This window comes from Vreelandella mediterranea, from assembly GCF_970647075.1.
Genome location: NZ_OZ310198.1, coordinates 1,137,998 through 1,155,227, shown reverse-complemented (window position 1 = coordinate 1,155,227; position 17,230 = coordinate 1,137,998). Strand labels below are relative to the sequence as shown.

Annotated in this window: 14 protein-coding genes; 9 read left to right on the top strand and 5 right to left on the bottom strand. The window is 61.5% G+C overall.

Annotated features, from left to right (window positions below; translation table 11 throughout):
• Position 1: 1 nt before the first annotated feature.
• From ACWFVE_RS05420 to ACWFVE_RS05410, 3 genes are all read right to left on the bottom strand, one after another.
• Positions 2–631, bottom strand: coding sequence for a thiopurine S-methyltransferase (locus ACWFVE_RS05420; protein ID WP_447528262.1), 630 nt, complete (start codon positions 629–631; stop codon positions 2–4).
• Between the two features lie 9 nt (positions 632–640).
• Positions 641–1,276 (bottom strand): TIGR04211 family SH3 domain-containing protein, encoded by a 636-nt coding sequence (locus ACWFVE_RS05415; protein WP_447528261.1) that lies wholly within the window; start codon positions 1,274–1,276, stop codon positions 641–643.
• A 68-nt stretch (positions 1,277–1,344) separates the two neighbouring features.
• Positions 1,345–1,674 (bottom strand): DUF1820 family protein, encoded by a 330-nt coding sequence (locus ACWFVE_RS05410; RefSeq protein ID WP_447528260.1) that lies wholly within the window; start codon positions 1,672–1,674, stop codon positions 1,345–1,347.
• Positions 1,675–1,876: 202 nt separating this feature from the next.
• Here ACWFVE_RS05410 and ACWFVE_RS05405 point away from each other — a divergent pair, with 202 nt between their 5' ends.
• From ACWFVE_RS05405 to ACWFVE_RS05395, 3 genes are read left to right on the top strand one after another with little or no spacing between them, the layout of a single operon-like run.
• On the top strand, positions 1,877–3,100 hold the full coding sequence (locus ACWFVE_RS05405) for an ATP-grasp domain-containing protein (RefSeq protein WP_447528259.1): 1,224 nt from the start codon (positions 1,877–1,879) through the stop codon (positions 3,098–3,100).
• Between the two features lie 30 nt (positions 3,101–3,130).
• A complete protein-coding gene (locus tag ACWFVE_RS05400) occupies positions 3,131–5,155 on the top strand; it encodes a hypothetical protein (protein ID WP_447528258.1) in 2,025 nt (674 codons plus the stop codon).
• A gap of 10 nt (positions 5,156–5,165) precedes the next feature.
• Positions 5,166–5,918, top strand: coding sequence for a TlyA family RNA methyltransferase (locus ACWFVE_RS05395; protein WP_447528257.1), 753 nt, complete (start codon positions 5,166–5,168; stop codon positions 5,916–5,918).
• A gap of 1 nt (position 5,919) precedes the next feature.
• Here ACWFVE_RS05395 and mscK read toward each other — a convergent pair whose 3' ends face one another.
• Complete coding sequence (gene mscK / locus ACWFVE_RS05390; RefSeq protein ID WP_447528256.1) at positions 5,920–9,270, bottom strand: mechanosensitive channel MscK; 3,351 nt, start codon at positions 9,268–9,270, stop codon at positions 5,920–5,922.
• A 153-nt stretch (positions 9,271–9,423) separates the two neighbouring features.
• Here mscK and ACWFVE_RS05385 point away from each other — a divergent pair, with 153 nt between their 5' ends.
• The 4 genes from ACWFVE_RS05385 (at position 9,424) to ACWFVE_RS05370 (ending at position 11,543) form a co-directional block, all read left to right on the top strand.
• On the top strand, positions 9,424–10,455 hold the full coding sequence (locus tag ACWFVE_RS05385; RefSeq protein WP_447528255.1) for a phospholipase A: 1,032 nt from the start codon (positions 9,424–9,426) through the stop codon (positions 10,453–10,455).
• Positions 10,456–10,535: 80 nt separating this feature from the next.
• Positions 10,536–10,868, top strand: a complete 333-nt coding sequence (locus ACWFVE_RS05380; RefSeq protein ID WP_447528254.1) for a DUF883 family protein — start codon at positions 10,536–10,538, stop codon at positions 10,866–10,868.
• Positions 10,868–11,272 (top strand): phage holin family protein, encoded by a 405-nt coding sequence (locus tag ACWFVE_RS05375; RefSeq protein WP_447528253.1) that lies wholly within the window; start codon positions 10,868–10,870, stop codon positions 11,270–11,272. Before ACWFVE_RS05380 ends, ACWFVE_RS05375 begins: the two co-directional genes overlap by 1 nt.
• Entirely contained in the window at positions 11,247–11,543 is a 297-nt protein-coding gene (locus tag ACWFVE_RS05370; protein ID WP_447528252.1) for a hypothetical protein, read from the top strand. The genes ACWFVE_RS05375 and ACWFVE_RS05370 overlap by 26 nt, the downstream gene beginning before the upstream one ends.
• A 72-nt stretch (positions 11,544–11,615) precedes the next feature.
• On the opposite strand, the gene ACWFVE_RS05365 is transcribed toward ACWFVE_RS05370, so the two are convergent.
• On the bottom strand, positions 11,616–12,800 hold the full coding sequence (locus ACWFVE_RS05365) for an NAD(P)/FAD-dependent oxidoreductase (protein ID WP_447528251.1): 1,185 nt from the start codon (positions 12,798–12,800) through the stop codon (positions 11,616–11,618).
• A 199-nt stretch (positions 12,801–12,999) separates the two neighbouring features.
• Between ACWFVE_RS05365 and ACWFVE_RS05360 the strand changes: the two genes are divergently transcribed.
• Positions 13,000–14,091, top strand: coding sequence for an efflux RND transporter periplasmic adaptor subunit (locus tag ACWFVE_RS05360; RefSeq protein WP_447528250.1), 1,092 nt, complete (start codon positions 13,000–13,002; stop codon positions 14,089–14,091).
• Complete coding sequence (locus ACWFVE_RS05355; RefSeq protein ID WP_447528249.1) at positions 14,091–17,204, top strand: efflux RND transporter permease subunit; 3,114 nt, start codon at positions 14,091–14,093, stop codon at positions 17,202–17,204. The genes ACWFVE_RS05360 and ACWFVE_RS05355 overlap by 1 nt, the downstream gene beginning before the upstream one ends.
• Positions 17,205–17,230: the final 26 nt, after the last annotated feature.

Genomic DNA, 17,230 nt, shown 5'->3' with positions numbered 1-17,230 from the left:
GTCACACTGGCCCGCGCCGCTTGAGCGCCCACACCTGCTCGCTCATTCCGCGCGCATCGGCGGCGCCCCTCCCCAGAAGTTCCAGCGCGAAGTTAGGCATCAATAGCTTTCGCACCTCGTCTTCCGGCACGCTAAACGGCGGCCTCTGGCCCTCTTTTTCGTGAGTGACGCTCACCAGAAGCCCACGCGCACCGGGCGGAATCAGTTGGGCAAGATGAAAGGCGTAGCGCTGGCGCGCCGCCGGGGCCAGGGCGATCAGCGCGGCGCGATCATAGAAGGCGCCGAGTTCGAACGTCTGGCGAATGTGCAGATGGAAAAAGTCGCCACACCAGAGCTCGATACTGCCCTGACGGGCCACCTCGAACCCGGCCTGTTCGTAGCGCGACACCCCGGCCGGGCAATCGCTTAAAAACTGCGCGACCGCCTCCGGGGCAAGCTCCACGCCCAGCACCGGATGGCCCTGATCGGCCAGCCAGCGCATGTCCAGACTTTTACCACAAAGCGGCACGAGCACTTTGGCGTCTCTTGCGATACCAAGAGCCGGCCAGTGCTCGATGAGTGCCGGGTGGGTCGAGGCTTGATGAAAGCCGATACGCCCTTCTTGCCAGCGCTTGCGCCACGCGTTTTCCATCAAGGCCTCTTAAAACCAGCGGTCGCGTTTTTTACGCCGGCGCGGCAGATGCGGCACAATCAGGCCGACCAGCAGTCCCGCGCCCGCTACGCCACCGCCGTACATGAAGTAGCGCATCAATAGATCCTCCTCCTGCGTCTCCAGGCGGGCCTGTAGCGCACGCACCTGCTGGCGGGAGTGATCGGCTTCGCTATCGAGCTCGCTGTTGCGCGCTTCGAGCTCGGCAATGCGCTGTTCGCGAACCTCCAGGGTATCGCGCATCGAAGCGACGCGCTCCTCCCAGGTGTCGTTGATGCCTTCGAGTTCGTCGGCCAACTCCTCTACCTGCTCTTCGAGCTCGGGCAGTTGTTCACGGGCGCTTTGGGTTTGCTGTAGCTCTTCGCTCAGCACCCAAACGGCATCGCCACCGTTGCCGCGTACGCGCGTGTAGCTGCCGCTCTCTTCCAGTACCTCCACCTGCTCGCCGGCGTTTAACGTTCCGACGATCCGATAGCCATCCGTCGGGCCGCTGCGCACGAACGTGCTCAGCTCTTCACTCACCCACGCCTGACCCTCGGTTTGCGCCAGCACCTGGGGGCTTACGGTACTCAACAAAAAACCGGCGGTGGCCAGACACCCCAATAAACGAGACTTTTTTACTTGCATGACATCAAATCCTGATCGTAAATACATACGCCAATAGCAGCCGCTTGAACGAGGACGGGGCTTTATACTCATCCTTCACCGCGGGGAGGCAGCGGGAAAGGACGGGTAAACTCAGCGACCCGAGTATCGCTTTTGACGACCTTCAGCGGGCCCTCGCGCTCGACTTCGTCGATACGCACGATGGCATTGAGCGGCAGGTAACTGCGCTTCACCCCCTCGAAGGTGCGCTGTAGTTTCTCCGCGCCGGGATCCACCACCATCCGTGAAACATCGTCAAAGACAAACTCCTCGACTTCAATAAACCCCCAGAGTTCGCTTTGAAAGATCTCTCTGACGTATAAATCCCACACTTCACCCTGCTGGTGAACGACTACTCGGTAGACCGGCCTGGTCGCCATCCTGGCCCTATCCTCTTGCCGTTTAAAGGTTAAAACTCCGAACCTAGACTACCATATTCATGTGCCTGCCTTTTACTGCCGCGTGCACGTTTGACGCATTAGTAGCGTTGATGCACGTAATCAAGCCGCCCTGTTCCGGGTAGCCAAGTGGTGTATGGTCGTGTCTGTGCAGGTATTTTTTCATCCCAAAGGAGTTACCAGTATGGAAAAGGATTCGAATAAGGGCTATATCGCCTTACTTGGTTGGAGCCTTAATGCCATCGAAGCAGCGGCAAAATTCGACCGCCGCTATATCGTGGTTGCCCCCGATTGGGCCGAAGAGTACTGCCAGCAACACGATATTCCTCACGTACCGTGGAATTTCGAGCGCCTAAACGACCGCTCCCTGGAAATCGCCGAAACCTTGAAGGAAAAAGGCGTGGATGTCGCCATTCCGCTGTTCGAAGAGACCGTCGAGTGGGCCGGCGCCATCAACTCGGTGCTGTTGGATAACCCCCGCCTTTACGGCCAGTCGCTGCTTTTACGCGATAAAGCGCTGATGAAACGCCGCGCGCAGCTTGGCGGCATCCGCGTGGGCATTTTCGAAGAGGCCCACGATAAAGACGACGTCATTCGCTTTTTAAAGCGCGTCAACCAGACGCTTCTCAAACTGGACGGCGACCCCAACGACCCGATTCACCTCAAGGCCTTCGACAAGGCCGGCTGTTTGGGCCACCGCGTCATTCGCACCCCCGACGAAGTCGATCTCATACCGGAAGAAGAGTTTCCGGTCTTGATGGAATCACACCTCGATGGCTGGGAATTCGCCGTCGAAGCGTGGATTCATAACGGTAAAATCGCCTTTTTGAATATTTCCGAGTACGTGACCCTGGGCTACTCAGTCTTCGTGCCCGCCTCGCCGGAGCTCGAGCGCTACCGTGAGCAGATCACCACCCAGATCGAGAAGCTCATCAAGACCTTCGATATCGAGTTCGGCCTGATTCACCCCGAGTACTTCGTGACCAGCGACGGCGAGATGTACTTTGGCGAAGTGGCCTACCGTCCGCCGGGGTTCAAGGTGTTCGAACTTTTGGAGCGGGTGTACGGTTTCAACGCCTATCAGGCTTCAATGCTGGTGTTCGACCCGAAAAGCACTCCGGAGGAAGTCGCCGCGTTCTTCCCCAAAGAGGTGGTCGATGCCAACGGCTTCGCCGGCTGCTTTGGCGTTTATCCGCGCCGCCGCGTGGTCAGCCGCCTGGAAATTCCCGAAGAGACCGAGGATCACCCCTACTTCGAGTCCCACGAACTGACCACGCCGCTCGAGGAAACGGTCACCAAGCGCACCGCGTTCGGTACCCACTGGGGCCTGATTTACTTCAAGGGTGACGACGCCCATACCCTGCGCGATCTGCTAAAACATCAGGAAGACCTCGACTTCTATGTATAATCCCCGCCCTTGCTGGGAAAAGGAGCCGTTGTGACGACCGCCAATGAAGCAGAACCACCGAAGCTCACCGGGCTTTTGGAAAAACTGGATGACGCGCTACACAGGCTAAAAGAGGCCCCCGCGTTCAGCCGGCCCGAAAAACTGCCTCGCGTACTGGACACGGCTCGCCGTGTCCTCATGCAAGACGGTGGTTGCCAGGCAATTGAAAGGCGTGCGGCGGATTTTGAATCCGCCGCGGTTTTTCAAGGCTCTGACTGGGAAACGCCCCAGTACTTGCAGCCCACGCTTGCCACATTCGCCCTCAAAAGCGCCGATTCTAACACCGTGGTGATCGAGGCACTCAGCGAGCTTCGTCTGCTGGCGGTGGCCAAGGGCGAGTACCGTCACGCCCTGATTACCCAGGAGCAGGCGCACCACTACCTTACCCAGGTGATGGCGCTCAACCTGACCCTTTTATTCAGCGCGGCAAGCGAGGCCGAGCGCGAAACTCAAGGCCGGCTTGCCACGCTCTCCCGCACGCTTTTCCAACACTTGGCTCAGCGTATCGGCTTTGAACACATCCTCGACCAACTGATCGAGGAGATCTGGCGTATCCTGAAGCAGCGTCCGGTACAGGTCGACGGCATCAAGCAGATGATCACCCAGATCGCGCTATGCCAGGCCAACCCGGAAATCGACCTGGGCGCCAGCGGCCAGGGGGCCGACCGGCTGGTCAGCTCGCTTTTCGGGCCTACCCAGGCCTGCCGCGAGGACCCGGGTGTCGAGATTTATCAGCGCCGCCTCGAGGGAATGGATAACACCGCACTTCAGGCCGAATCCACCGGCTGCGCCCGCGCCATGCACGACACCGGGCTGGTGTCGCCTTACCACGCGGTGCTGCTGCGCTTTTGCCTGGATGAGAGCGACCACCTGCTGGGCGAGGCGCTGGGCCTCTCGTCGACCGGGCGCGATTGCATGCTGTGCTATCGCGAGCTGGTGCACGGTTTGATTCGAGAAAGTGTCCACCCCGCCACGGCCCAGGCAGTGTACGGCCTGGCGCTGATGCTCGAGCGCGGCATTCTCTACCAGCCCCCGGTGGCGCCCGCCATGTGGCGCCAGCTCAATCTAGCGCTTTCCGAGTGGGCCAAGGCGCGGTTGAGCAACACGTATGGCGATACGGTCAGCCCGAACGCCCGACTTATGGAGGGCGTGCTCTGTTTGCTGGGGCTGCCGCTGGGGGTGGGTCAGGGTAACAACCCGACCTGCCAATCCGCCCGCGCGCTTTCGATGTGGGCCTACAACGACCCGGACTACCTGCTACAAATGGTCGCTTGGGCGACCCGGGACGACGAGATCATCATGCACTTCGAAGGCCAGCCGATCTCCTCGAAAGAGAGCGTATCCGGGGTAGCCACGACGCTCCCCATGGATCTCGACCCGGTCTCGCTGATCGTGGTGCCGCACCTGGACCGTATCTACGCCGAAATGGGGCGGCGCTGCATTGGCCGCGAAGGCGACCCGCACCGCTGGGTCAACCCGGAGTTTCACGGCTGGTGGTCCGGGCGTGGTTTTCGTATCAACGTCGATGTCCTGAGCGGCAAGCTTTGCGACGTGGACGCCTTCATTCGCCACTTTTACGCAAGCTATCATCCGTTTTATAACGGCAACCAACCGCTGATTCACCCGCAGCCCGCGGGCATCGCCGTCACCGACAGCGCCGGGCGCTTCATTGGCTGGCACGCCATTACCATTCTGCGCACCTCCCTCGACCCGACGGACGCCATGCGCGTCTACTTTTTCAACCCCAATAACGACAGCGGCCAGGATTGGGGCGACGGCGTGAAGGTCAGCACCGCCGGTTTTGGCGAGCGCTTCGGCGAGGCCTCGCTGCCCTTCGATCAGTTCACCTCCCGGCTTTATATTTATCACCACGACCCCTTGGAGCGCGGCGAGCCGGCGACGGTACCCAGCGACGAGCTCGAACGCGTGGAAGGCTACCTGCACCGCAGCTGGGGGGCCGCGCGCCTGCCCGCCATCAAACTTCAGGCCAGCCACCCGCCCCACTCACCCTGCTAACCCTTTCGACATGACACGACTCGACCAACTACTGGCAAGCCTGGGGCTTGCCAGCTCTCGTACTCGCGCCCAGCGCCTGATCCGCAACGGCCGCGTACGCCTTGAAGACGGCACGCCCCTTACCCGAGCCTCGGAAAAATGGCCGTCGGACACTACGTTTCTCATCAGCGACGCCCCGGAGGAGCGCTACGTCTCCCGGGCCGGTTTGAAGCTCGAAGGCGTGCTCCACGCGCTGGATATGCGCCTGGACGGGCTGAACGCGCTCGATATTGGCCAGTCCACCGGTGGCTTCACCGACTGCGCCCTGCGCTTTGGCGCCCGCCACGTGATCGGCGTGGAAGTCGGCCACGGCCAACTCGCCCCGCCCCTTCGCGAAGATAGCCGTGTCACCTGCCTGGAAGGGCTGAACGCGCGGGCCATGAGCCGCTGTGAGGCGCTTTTGGGCGCCCTCGAACAGCACCCGGTCGATATCGCGGTAATGGACGTCTCGTTTATTTCCCAAACGCTGATCATTCCCGAGTTCGCCGCGCTACTCCCGCCTGGCGGGCGGCTTTTGTCACTGGTGAAGCCGCAGTTCGAGCTCGACCCCGGCGCGCTCGACAAGCGGGGCGTGGTACACGACGCCAATCGCTTTGCCGAGGTCAAAGCCCGCGTGCTTGATTGCTGTGGTGAGCATGAAATGAAGGTAACCCACTGGCAGGAGAGCCCGATTATCGGCGGTGACGGCAATCGGGAATTTTTGCTACTGGCCACACGGGCCTGAGTTAGCTTAGCGAGGCCGGGGGCAACTGCTGCGCGGACTGCACCTTGACCGGCTCGGACTCGTCGCGGTGAAGCCAAACATCCATCTGCTCGAAGGCCACGCGGATACCCGCCTCGCGCAAGAGCGCGTCCACCCGGCAGTTGATTTCATCGGCGGCGAAAAGGCGATCCAGCAGATCGTTGACGAAGATACGCAACTCGAAGTTGAGGCTGTGCGGTCCGTAGCTGACACAAAACACCTGGGGCTCCGGGTCGACCAGCACCCGGGCATTCTCGTCGGCGGCCTGGCGCAGCAGAGTATGGACGCGCTCGAGATCCGAACCGTGGGATACCCCAAATGTGAGCACCACCCGGGTGACGTTATCCGACAGCGACCAGTTAATCAGTTGGTCGGTCACGAAGGTTTTATTGGGGATGATGATCTCTTTACGGTCGAAATCGGTGACCGTCGTGGCGCGAATACGTATCCGGCTCACGGTGCCGTGCAGGTTGCCAAGGGTGATGGTGTCGCCAATACGAATCGGTCGCTCGAACAAGATGATCAGCCCCGAGATGAAGTTGGCGAATATCTCCTGCAGGCCAAAGCCCAACCCCACGCTGAGCGCGGCCACCAACCACTGAAGCTTGTCCCAGGAAACGCCGAGGGTCGCTAGCGCCATGACCACGCCGGTACCCACGATGGTGTAGGACAAAAGCGAGGTGATCGCGTAGGCGCTGCCCTGCTTGAGCGATAGCCGCGACAATACCGAAACTTCCAAAAGCCCCGGCAGGTTGCTGGCCATGATGATCGTTACCGCCACGACCAAAAGCGCCGTGAACACATCGCTGATCGAGAGCGTATTGCCGACCAGGTCGCCGTCTTCAGCGTCCCAGATCGAGACCTGGTCCAGGTAGCCCAGCACGGTGAGCAGATCCGACCATACCAGGTACAAAAGCGTGGTAAAGCCGATCAAAAGAATCAGTTTGGAAAGCCGTAGCGACTGGCTATTGATCTGCTCCATATCCAGCGGCGGCTCCTCGACCACTTCGAGTCCGCCTTCGGCGCCCTCCTGTACCTGGGCCCGGCGCCTTGCCAGGGCCCGGCGATAAGCCAGCCGCCTGGCCGCCACGGCGAGACTTCGCACCACCGTGGCCTCGACGATGATCCAAAGCCCCAGGATATAGAGCGTCATGGCAAAACGCCCCACCAGGCGAAGGGCGGTGTATTCAAACCCCCAGGCGACCAGACTAAACAGCACCAGCGGTACGGCGGCGATCCCCAGACCCAAAAGCAACCTGAAAAGCCGCACGCCGAAAAACGGCACGTGGGCGAGAATCAACTTCGCCAGCCACCAGCTCATGGCGGCAAGCGACACGAAGAAAAGCCCCAGCGCCAGCGGGCGCTGGGCGAGCGGCGTTTGCATGGGAGCGGAGAGCGTGGCGATCACCACGACCAGTGACAGCGTAATTCCGAGCCCGCCGAGTAGCTGGCGTAGCTTGGCACCGTAACCCGCCGACCAGGTAAAGTGGCGCTCGGCCACGCCGTCGGGCACCAGCAGTCGCCGCCCCCAGGCAATCGCCCCCCAGCTAAGCGACAGCTGTAAAAACGCCAGCGCCAGACTCTGCGAGGCCGGCCCTTCACCGGTCCTTAGCCCGACCCCCACTCCGGCCAATACCAGCGGCCCGGGGATCGCCAGTAGCGCATTGAGTAAAACCGCCCGGGGCGTGTGCCCCTGAGTGTCGCTTTTGAGCCGGCCGATTTGCGAATGGATGCGCGTTAGCCCCGCCTTGATGCGCGCTCGAAGGCCCATCAGCAAAAAGCTGATCAAAACGAGCGGCGCCCCGACCAGCACCTCCCAGGAGAGGCCTTCCCAGCGGGTCGGCAAAAGGTTTCGCCATTCGCCTTCGCGCCATTCGATACGCAGGTTCTGCGGCAACTGCCTAAGCCAGGCGACATCCAGCGGGCGGCTGCTGGCCACCCAAAAAAGCTGCTCGTCGATGGTGGTGCGCAGGTTACGAGAGATCTCCAGAAGCTGCTGCTGATTGAGCTGAAGCTCGATGGCCGCGCTCAAAAGCCCGCCGTAGGTCTGCTCGAGCTGGTCGACGAGCTCGCGGCGCGACTGGTAGAGCCGCGAGAGCGAATCGACCAGCCCCTCCGTCACTTCGACCCCGGCCTCTTCCAAACGCTGATTGGCCAGCCGCTCGCCCTGGCGAAGCTGGTCGCGCTGGCGGACCAGATCGAACTGTTTCAGACGTAGATCGGCGATTTCATCCTGCAGGTCGTGGCGCGGCGCGATCACGGGCAGGGACTGGCGCTGCTCGACCAGAATGCGCGACAGAAGCTGACTGCCGCGAATGGCGTCGAGCTGCTCGTTGAGGCTTCGCTGGAGCTGGCGGACGTGGTCGAGCTGACGCTGGGCTTCGATATTTTCGCGTACGATACCGTTGGAGCGGTCGGTGGCGCGCAAAAGTTCCAGACTCAGATCCTGATTGACCTGCTGGGCACGTAGTACCACCGGGTGACCTTCGGCCACCAGCGGGTCCTCCCGAGCGGCGTCGGCAATGGCCTGTTCCGACTGCAGCCGGCGCTGGCGGTCGATCACGCCCTGGAGCAAGTTGAGCTGCTGCTCCTGTTCGTCGATTTGCAGCGAGAGCAAGTCGCGGCGACGCTGGGCCAGCTCGCGCAGGCGGCTATTGGCGCTGAGCTCGCGCTGATTGAGGCTCATTTCACGCTCGGCCACCGTACGATTCAGGCGGAGCTGGATCAGATTGGCATCGTTTTGCGCCGAAAGCTGGCGGTCGGCGAGCAGGGCTTCGCGGTCGTCCACTTCCCGGCGCAACCGCTCGCTACGCTGGATCGCATTGGAAATAGCCTGTTGGGCACGCTCGGGCAGCGTTTGCGCCGCCAGCAGTTGCGAGTTGGCATCCGCCAACTGGCCTTGCAATTGCTGCAGCGCGACCACCGCGTCGGCCTGGCGGCTTTCCAGATTTGAAAGCGCCATATCGCTTAGATCACCGGCGTTGAGCTGCTGGCTGGCCTGTTCGACCTCGTTGAGCTCACGTTCCAGGCGAAGCAGCGCCGCCGGCGACTCCTCCATACGCTGTTCGAGCGTGGCCAAGCGCTCTTCCATCGCGCCCAACCGTTCGTAGGCATCCAGCGCCGCCTCGAGCGCCTGCATCTCACTTTGTTGCTGCTCGCTCGGCTCGCCTTCGGACTCTTCGATCGCACTCAGCCGCTCGTCGAGCTCTTCTCGGGCAGGCACGCCCTCCACCTCGACGGCCATAGCCCCCGGCGCCCCTACGAGGAGTAAAAGCGCCAGTAGCGCGCCGCAAAACACCCATACTCTCACCGCGCATTTCACCACGTTATGCATGCCTCGCTGACATAATCGCCCCGCCCGGAGGGCGGTCAAGGGGGCATTGTCCTGGGTAATCGCCACTTTCGCAATCACGAGTAGTTGACTTAAACGCCAAGGCTGTATAGAAAGCCCTGTTAACTCTCTTTTCCCATATCGCGAGCCTCACTCATGGTCACCCGACACCGGTTATTAGCAGCCCTCTTCGTGTTTGCGGGTACGGCCCCGCTCGCCAATAGCGCTCTGGCAGAAACACAAGAAGAGATCGAGGCTCGTATTCGCGCGTTAAATACCGAGCTTTATCAGCTACACCAGCAGCTACAACAAATAGAGGCACCGACGGAAAGCGCCGCCGGGCTCGAGCCTGAACCGCTGCCCGAAGAGGTCGCCCTCGAAGACTTGAACGAGCGCCGCCAGCTCGAGCAGGAGTCTACCCGTAACCCGTTCGCGATCACCACGCACCGTACGAACTATATTTTCCCGGTGAGTTATAACGGCAGCACCGACGCCCCGAGATTTCGCGAGATCACCGATGAAAACGGTCCCGACGACATCGAGGTCAAGTTCCAGTTCAGCGCCAAGTTCAATCTGGTCGAGGATCTTTTTGGCAACGTGGGTGACGTCTATTTCGGCTACACCCAGCGCAGCTGGTGGCAGGCGTATAATACCGATGCCTCCTCCCCGTTCCGGGAGACCAACTACGAGCCGGAAATCTTCATCGATTTCGACAATGCCTGGAGTGCGCTTGGCTGGGTCAACACGCGCAACCGGGTGTCGTTCAATCACCAGTCCAACGGGCGCTCCGACCCGCTGTCGCGTAGCTGGAATCGGGTCTATCTGGAGAGCACGTTCCAGCGCGGCGACTGGGCCCTTACTCTGGCCCCTCACTGGCGCGTGCCGGAATCCGAGGGGAGTGACGACAACCCGGACATCGATCGCTACATGGGCTACGGCGACATTCGCCTGGCCAAACGCCTGGACGGCAACCACGAATTAGCGACCCAGCTACGCGGCAACCCTTCCGCCGACCATTACGGCGCGCAGGTGGACTATAGCTGGCCGGCGTTCACCAATCTTCGTGCGCACCTGCAGTACTACTACGGGTACGGCGAAAGCATGATCGACTACGACAACCGCGTACACCGCCTGAGCCTCGGTTTCAGCCTCAACCCGCTGTTCAGCGCCACCGGCCTGAACCGATAAAGTGGCGAGGTTGTCTATTCGATAATGGCTGCTATGCTGATAGCAGTCAGCGTTTCATTAACCCGTCAAAGGAAGACATCATGGCCAAGCGTAATTCAGACAGCTCCAAACGTGCCGACCAACTTAAAAACGACCTTCGCTACCTAAGCGAAACCGTCGAAGAGCTGGTCAATGCGACCTCCAAGGATGCCAGTGGTGAGATGCGCGGCCTGCGCGAACGCGCCGAGCGCCGCTTGAAAGAGACCCGCTCGCGTCTTGAAACCGCTGGTGAAAACATCTACGAAGATACTCGCGAATCCCTCTCCAATCAGGTTGATTGCTGCGACCGTTACGTGCGCGACAACCCCTGGACCAGCATGGGCATTGGCGCCGCTGCGGGTCTGGTAGCTGGACTGCTGCTCGGTCGTCGCTAATGGCCTTGGGTCCAACCCAACGCGTATTCTCTGCCGTCAAACGCCTGATAGGTTCACTGGTTGCCAATAGTGAAACTCGCCTGCGTTTGGCGGTTTTAGAGCTTGAAGAGGAACGCGCGCGCATACTGGTGCTTTTTTTGCTGGCGGGTGCAAGCCTTCTGCTGCTGTTGCTGGGAGTGGCCACGCTTACCGCGCTGGTCATTATTCTGTTTTGGGATACCTACCGCATTACGGCGATTGTCTTTAGTGCCGGCGTGCTCATCTTTTTGAGCCTGGTGTTTGCGCTGGTTGCCATTCGACAGGCAAAAAGCCATACGCTTTTAAAAGAGACGCTTAAGCAGCTGTCGGCGGATCGAGCGCTACTGGAGGCCAATCAACATGACCAACCAGACGACCAACGCTAAGCCGAGCCGCGCTGAGCGCAAGGCAGCACTTCTGGCTGAGCTTGAACAGCAGCGCGTCGATATTCTGGTCGAGAGCGACTTTCTTTTGAACGCGGCCGCACCGCTTGAGAACAGCCTGAAAAGCTTTCGCCTTCCGCTCTATGCAGTCGGTGGTATTGCAGCCTGGCGGCTCATTCGCCACCCCGGCGGCGCGATGGCGGCAGGTCGCAAGGCACTGGCGGGCTATATGCTGTTTCGCAAGTTCAAGCTGCTGGCCAAAATCGCGACCTAAGCCTGGCCTTCGAACTTGTATCCTGGCTAAAAAAACGTGCGCCCTGGCGCACGTTTTTTATTTGAAAGCGTTTTAAAGTGCTTGGGCGCAGGCCACCCCGCTCGCCCAGGCCCACTGAAAATTATACCCCCCGAGCCTACCCGTCACGTCCAGTACCTCGCCGATAAAGCGCAGCTGTGGAAGGTCTTTCACCTCGAAGGTTTTCGACGAGATGGCCTCAGTGCTGACCCCACCCATGGTGACCTCGGCGGTGCGCCAGCCTTCGGTGCCGGAAGGCTTGAGCGTCCAGTGATTGATGCGCTCGGCCCACTCTTGTAGCGCTTCGTTGGAGTACTGCGCCAGCGGCTTTTGGCTCTGCGCCTCGGGGTACCACTCGATCATCGCCTGGGCAAGACGCTTGGGTAAGCGCTCGCCAAGCCAGGTAGAGAGCAGTCGTTTAGGGGTCGCCCCGCGCGCCTCCAGCAAAAGAGCGCTGGCCTGCTCCCCGGGCAGGAGGTCGATCTCCAGCGCCTCGCCAGGTTCCCAAACGCTGGATATTTGCAGGATCGACGGCCCCGAAAGGCCCCGGTGGGTAAACAGCATTGGCTCTTCGAAGCGGTGATCTTGTGAGGTTACCGCTACCGGTACGCTCAGTCCGGACAGCGCGCTGGCGCGCTCTTTCCAGGTATCGCTCAAGGTCAGCGGCACAAGCCCGGGGCGTGTGGGCAGCACCTCCAGGCCAAACTGACGGGCGATATCGTAGCCAAAGCCGCTGGCGCCGAGCGTGGGAATCGAAAGCCCGCCGGTCGCCACGACCAACGTACCCGCGTCGATTCGCCCGCGGGACGTTTCAAGACGCATCCCTTCACCGGCGCGCTCAACGCCGGTGATTTGAGTATTGAGCGATACCTCGGCGCCAGCCCATTCGCACTCGGTCAGCAGCAAACGCACCATCTCCTTGGCGGAGTCGGCGCAAAAAAGCTGGCCCGGCGCCTTTTCCACGTACTCGAGGCCGTGGCGTTCGACGAGTTCGACGAAGTGCTCTGGACGGTAACGCTTCAGCGCCGAAATACAAAAATAAGGGTTTTGCGAATAAAAATGGCCAGCCGCGGTGTCCAGGTTGGTAAAATTGCAGCGCCCACCGCCGGACATGAGGATCTTCTTGCCCGCTTTATTGGCGTGGTCGAGCACCAGCACGCGTTTGCCCGCGTAGCCCGCTTGGGCGGCGCACATCAACCCCGCAGCGCCCGCGCCAATGATCACGACATCAAACACCATACCCGGTAACCTCGAACAAACAGAAAGCCGACTATTCTATCAGCTATAAAGCGGTTATTTTCTTTAAGGGATAATGCGCGTGATGTTGCTCCAGGCCGAACACTTGAAACCGCGCCGGCGGCGTTGCATTAAACGCCGCCTTGAATGACCCTGCGCCTTTAGCTCGCGCCCCTCGAGACGGCCAATGACCGAGAATTTCATGCATGTTTTAAAACGCCCGCCAGGACTATGGCTAACGGGACTGCTACTGACCGGTCTGTTATTGATTGCCCACGCCCCCTTGGCGTTTGCCCAGCCGTTGCCAAGCGTGATTGGAAGCCATGCCCAAGCGAGCACCTGGTCGGACCCGCTCGAGGCGCTGGGAACACTGAGCGCCGACGAAAGCGTGACGCTTTCGGCAACGGTCACCGATACCGTGGCCGAGATCAATTTCGAGGACGGCGAGCAGGTCGAGCGCGGGCGGCTTTTGATCCGCCTGGAGGACTCAGAGGAGCAAGCGCTTTTACGCGCCGCCCAGGCGCTGAGCGCCGAGCGCGGTAACGCCCTCACCCGGGCCACCCAGTTGCAAAACCGTAACCTGGCCGCCCGCGCGGATGTCGAAGACAACCAGGCTCGGCTCGATCAGGCCCGCGCCCAGGCCCAGGCCATCGAAGCGCAGCTTACCAACTACCGCCTGCACGCCCCGTTCAGCGGTCGGGTCGGCTTGCGTACTATCAGTGTTGGCGCACTGGTCACCCCGGGGACCGAGCTCGTCACCCTCGACAAGCTCGATATCATGAAGCTCGATTTCAGCGTGCCCGAGGTGTTTCTTGGGCGCCTCTCTACGGGACTTACCCTTAGCGCCACCACCGCGGCCTACCCCGACGACGTGTTCAGCGGCGAGATCGCCAGTATCGGCACGCGCATCGACCCGGCCACCCGCAGTGTCGAGGTCCGCGCGCGTCTGGAAAACCCGGACCTGCGCCTGCGCCCAGGCATGCTCATGGAAGTCACCGTTCGCCAGCGCCTGCGGGAGGCCGTCGTGATCCCCGAGGCGGCGCTCGAGCCAAGCGGCGACCGCCACTACGTGATGCTGATTCACCAGACGGATGACGGTTACCGGCTGGAGCAGCGCCAGGTCATGATTGGCGAGCGCCGCTACGGCGAGGTGGAGATTCTGGAGGGTTTAAACGCCGATGACTTGATCGTGGTGCACGGCCTCCAGCTAGCCCGGGACGGGCTCGAGGTGCGCCTGCTCGGCGTCGTCGACGACGAGACCAGCATTCGTACGCTGCTGGAGGCGGATCGCTAATGCGCCTATCGGATATCTCGGTTCAGCGCCCGGTCCTTGCCATGGTGATCGCCGCGCTGATCATCGCCTTTGGCGTACTGGCGCTCAACCGGCTGCCGCTGCAGGAGTATCCTACCGTCGACCCGCCGATCGTGAGTATCGACACCCGCTACCCCGGCGCCTCGGCCAATGTAGTGGAAACGCGCATTACCCAAATTCTCGAGGATCGCATTGCCGGCGTCGAAGGGATCGAGCTGATTACCTCGCGAAGTGAAGATGGCCGGTCGCGCATCGAGATCGAGTTCGCGATCACCATGGATATCGACGCGGCGGCCAACGATATTCGCGACCGCATCTCCGGGGCGCTGCGCAACCTGCCGGACGACGCCGACAATCCGGAGGTCACCAAGGCCGACAGCAGCGAAGAGATCGTCGTCTGGCTAAGCCTCTCCGGGGCGAACTACTCGATCACCGAGCTTACCGACTACGCCAACCGCTACCTGGCGGACAGCCTCTCGGTGCAGCCCGGGGTTGCCCGAGTGCGCTTGGGCGGCGGTCGCGATTACGCCATGCGTGTCTGGCTCGACCGCAACGCCCTGGCCGCCCGGGGCCTGACCGTCGGCGATATCGAAGACGCCCTGCGCGCCGAGAACGTCGAGCTTCCGGCGGGCTCGATCGAGTCCGCGGACCGTCAGTTCATCGTCCGCTTACCTAGAGCCTTCGCGACCGCCGATGACTTCAAACGCCTGGCCCTCGCCCAGGGCGAAAGTGGTTATCTGGTGCGCCTGGCCGATGTCGCCCGGGTCGAAGTGGGCTCGGTCGAAGACCGTTCGGTGTTTCGCGCCAATGGCGTGCCCATGGTGGGGCTTGGGATCATCATGCAGTCCACCGCCAACGTGCTGGCCCTTTCCGAGGCCGTGCAGGACGAAATGCAGCGCCTCCAGCAAACCCTGCCCGAGGGGATGGAGCTCTCCCTCAACTACGACGCTTCACTGTTCGTCTCCGGCGCCATTGACCAGGTGGTCTCGACGCTCTTTATCGCCATGGGCCTGGTGGTGATCGTGATCTTTCTCTTTTTGGGGAATCTGCGCACCACCCTGGTACCCGCGGTCACGGTACCCATTGCGGTGATCGGCGCCTTCACCGCGCTTGCGGCGATGAACTTCTCGATCAACCTGTTGACGCTACTGGCACTGGTGCTGGCCATTGGCCTGATCGTCGATGACGCCATCGTCGTGCTCGAAAACATCAACCGGCGCATGTTCGAGTACGGCGAGACACCTTTGGTGGCAGCGTACCGTGGTACCCGCCAGATCGGCTTTGCGGTCATCGCCACGACGCTTGTGTTGGTGGCGGTGTTCGTTCCGCTGAGTATGCTGCAGGGCGATATCGGGCGGCTATTTTCCGAGTTCGCCTTGACCATGGCCGCTGCGGTGGTGTTCTCCACGCTGCTGGCGCTCACGCTTACCCCCATGATGGCCTCGAAAATTCTCAAACCCGGTATGCACGATAGCCGCGTGGGGCGTGCAGTGCAGTGGCTTTTGAACCTCACCCAGCGCCTTTATCGGCGCGTGCTGGAAACGACGCTTCGCCTGCGCTGGCTGGTGGTCGCGCTGTTCGCGCTGCTGATCGCCGCTACCGGCTGGCTGGCGGCGCATTTGCCCACCGAATACACACCCCAGGAGGATCGGGGCAACTTCATCGTGCTGGTCAACGGCCCCGAGGGCGCCACGTTCGAGTACATGATGGACTATATGGACGAAGTCGAGGCGCGCCTCGACTCCTTTCTGGACAGCGGCGAGTTCGAACGCGTAGTGGTCCGCGCGCCGCGCGGCTTCGGCAATATCGAAAACTTCAACAGCGGTTTTTTGATTATCGACATGGCGAGCTGGGGCGAGCGGCGCAGCGCCTGGGAGGTCATGGACGAGGTGCGCGCCACGCTCTCTACCCTACCCGGCGTGCAGGCGTTTCCGGTGATGCGTCAGGGGTTTGGCCAGCGCACTCAAAAACCGGTTCAGTTCGTGCTCGGCGGCGGCTCTTATGAAGAGATCGCCCGCTGGCGCGACGTGCTGATCGACCACGTCCGGCGCGATAATCCGCGCCTGACCGCGCTCGAGAGCAACTACGATGAAACCCAGCCCCAGCTTCGCGTAGAGATCGACTACAACCGGGCCGCCGCGCTTGGCGTGACGGTCAGCGAGATCGGCCGCACGCTGGAGGTGCTGCTGGGCGGACGTAACGTGACCCGCTATGTCGACGACGGCGAGGAGTACGATGTGATCGTCGAAGGCGACCGCGCGCGCCAGAATAGCCCACGGGCGCTGGACAACATCCAGGTGCGATCGGCGCGAAGCGGCGCGCTGATCCCGCTCTCGAGTCTGGTGACGCTTTCCGACTTCGCCGGCGCCAGCACGCTGAATCGCTTCGACCGTGTCCGCTCGATCACTCTCGAGGCGAACCTGGCGGACGGCTATACCCTGGGCGAGGCGCTCGAGTACCTGCAGCAAAGTGCCGATGAGCTGCTGCCCGAGGCCGCCCAGACCAATCTGGCCGGCCCCTCGCGAGATTTCCAGGAAGCGAGCGGCGCAACGGCTTTTTTGCTGATCCTGGGCGCGGTGGTGGTCTTTCTGGTGCTGGCGGCGCAGTTCGAGAGCCTGATCCACCCCTTCGTGATCATGTTGACCGTACCGCTTGCCATGAGCGGTGCGCTGCTGGCGCTTTTGCTCAGTGGCCAGTCGCTGAACATCTACAGCCAAGTGGGGCTTGTATTGTTGATCGGCCTGGCGGCAAAGAACGGTATTTTGATCGTCGAGTTCGCCAACCAATTGCGCGACGAGGGCGTGGCGTTTCGCGAGGCACTCATCGAGGCCTCGGTGACCCGGCTGCGCCCCATTTTGATGACCGCGATCACCACCATGGCAGGCGCGGTACCGCTGATTCTCTCGAGCGGCCCGGGCGCCGAATCACGCCTGGTGATCGGCACCGTGGTCATGGCCGGGGTCGGCGCGGCCACGGTCTTTACGCTGTTGGTCGTGCCGGTGGCCTACGACCTGCTCGCCCGTCACACCGGCTCGCCCAACGCGGTCAAACGCCGTTTGGAGGCGGAGATGGCAACAGGCGATGAAAGCCGTTAAGCGCCTTTAAAGACCTCTAAACCCTT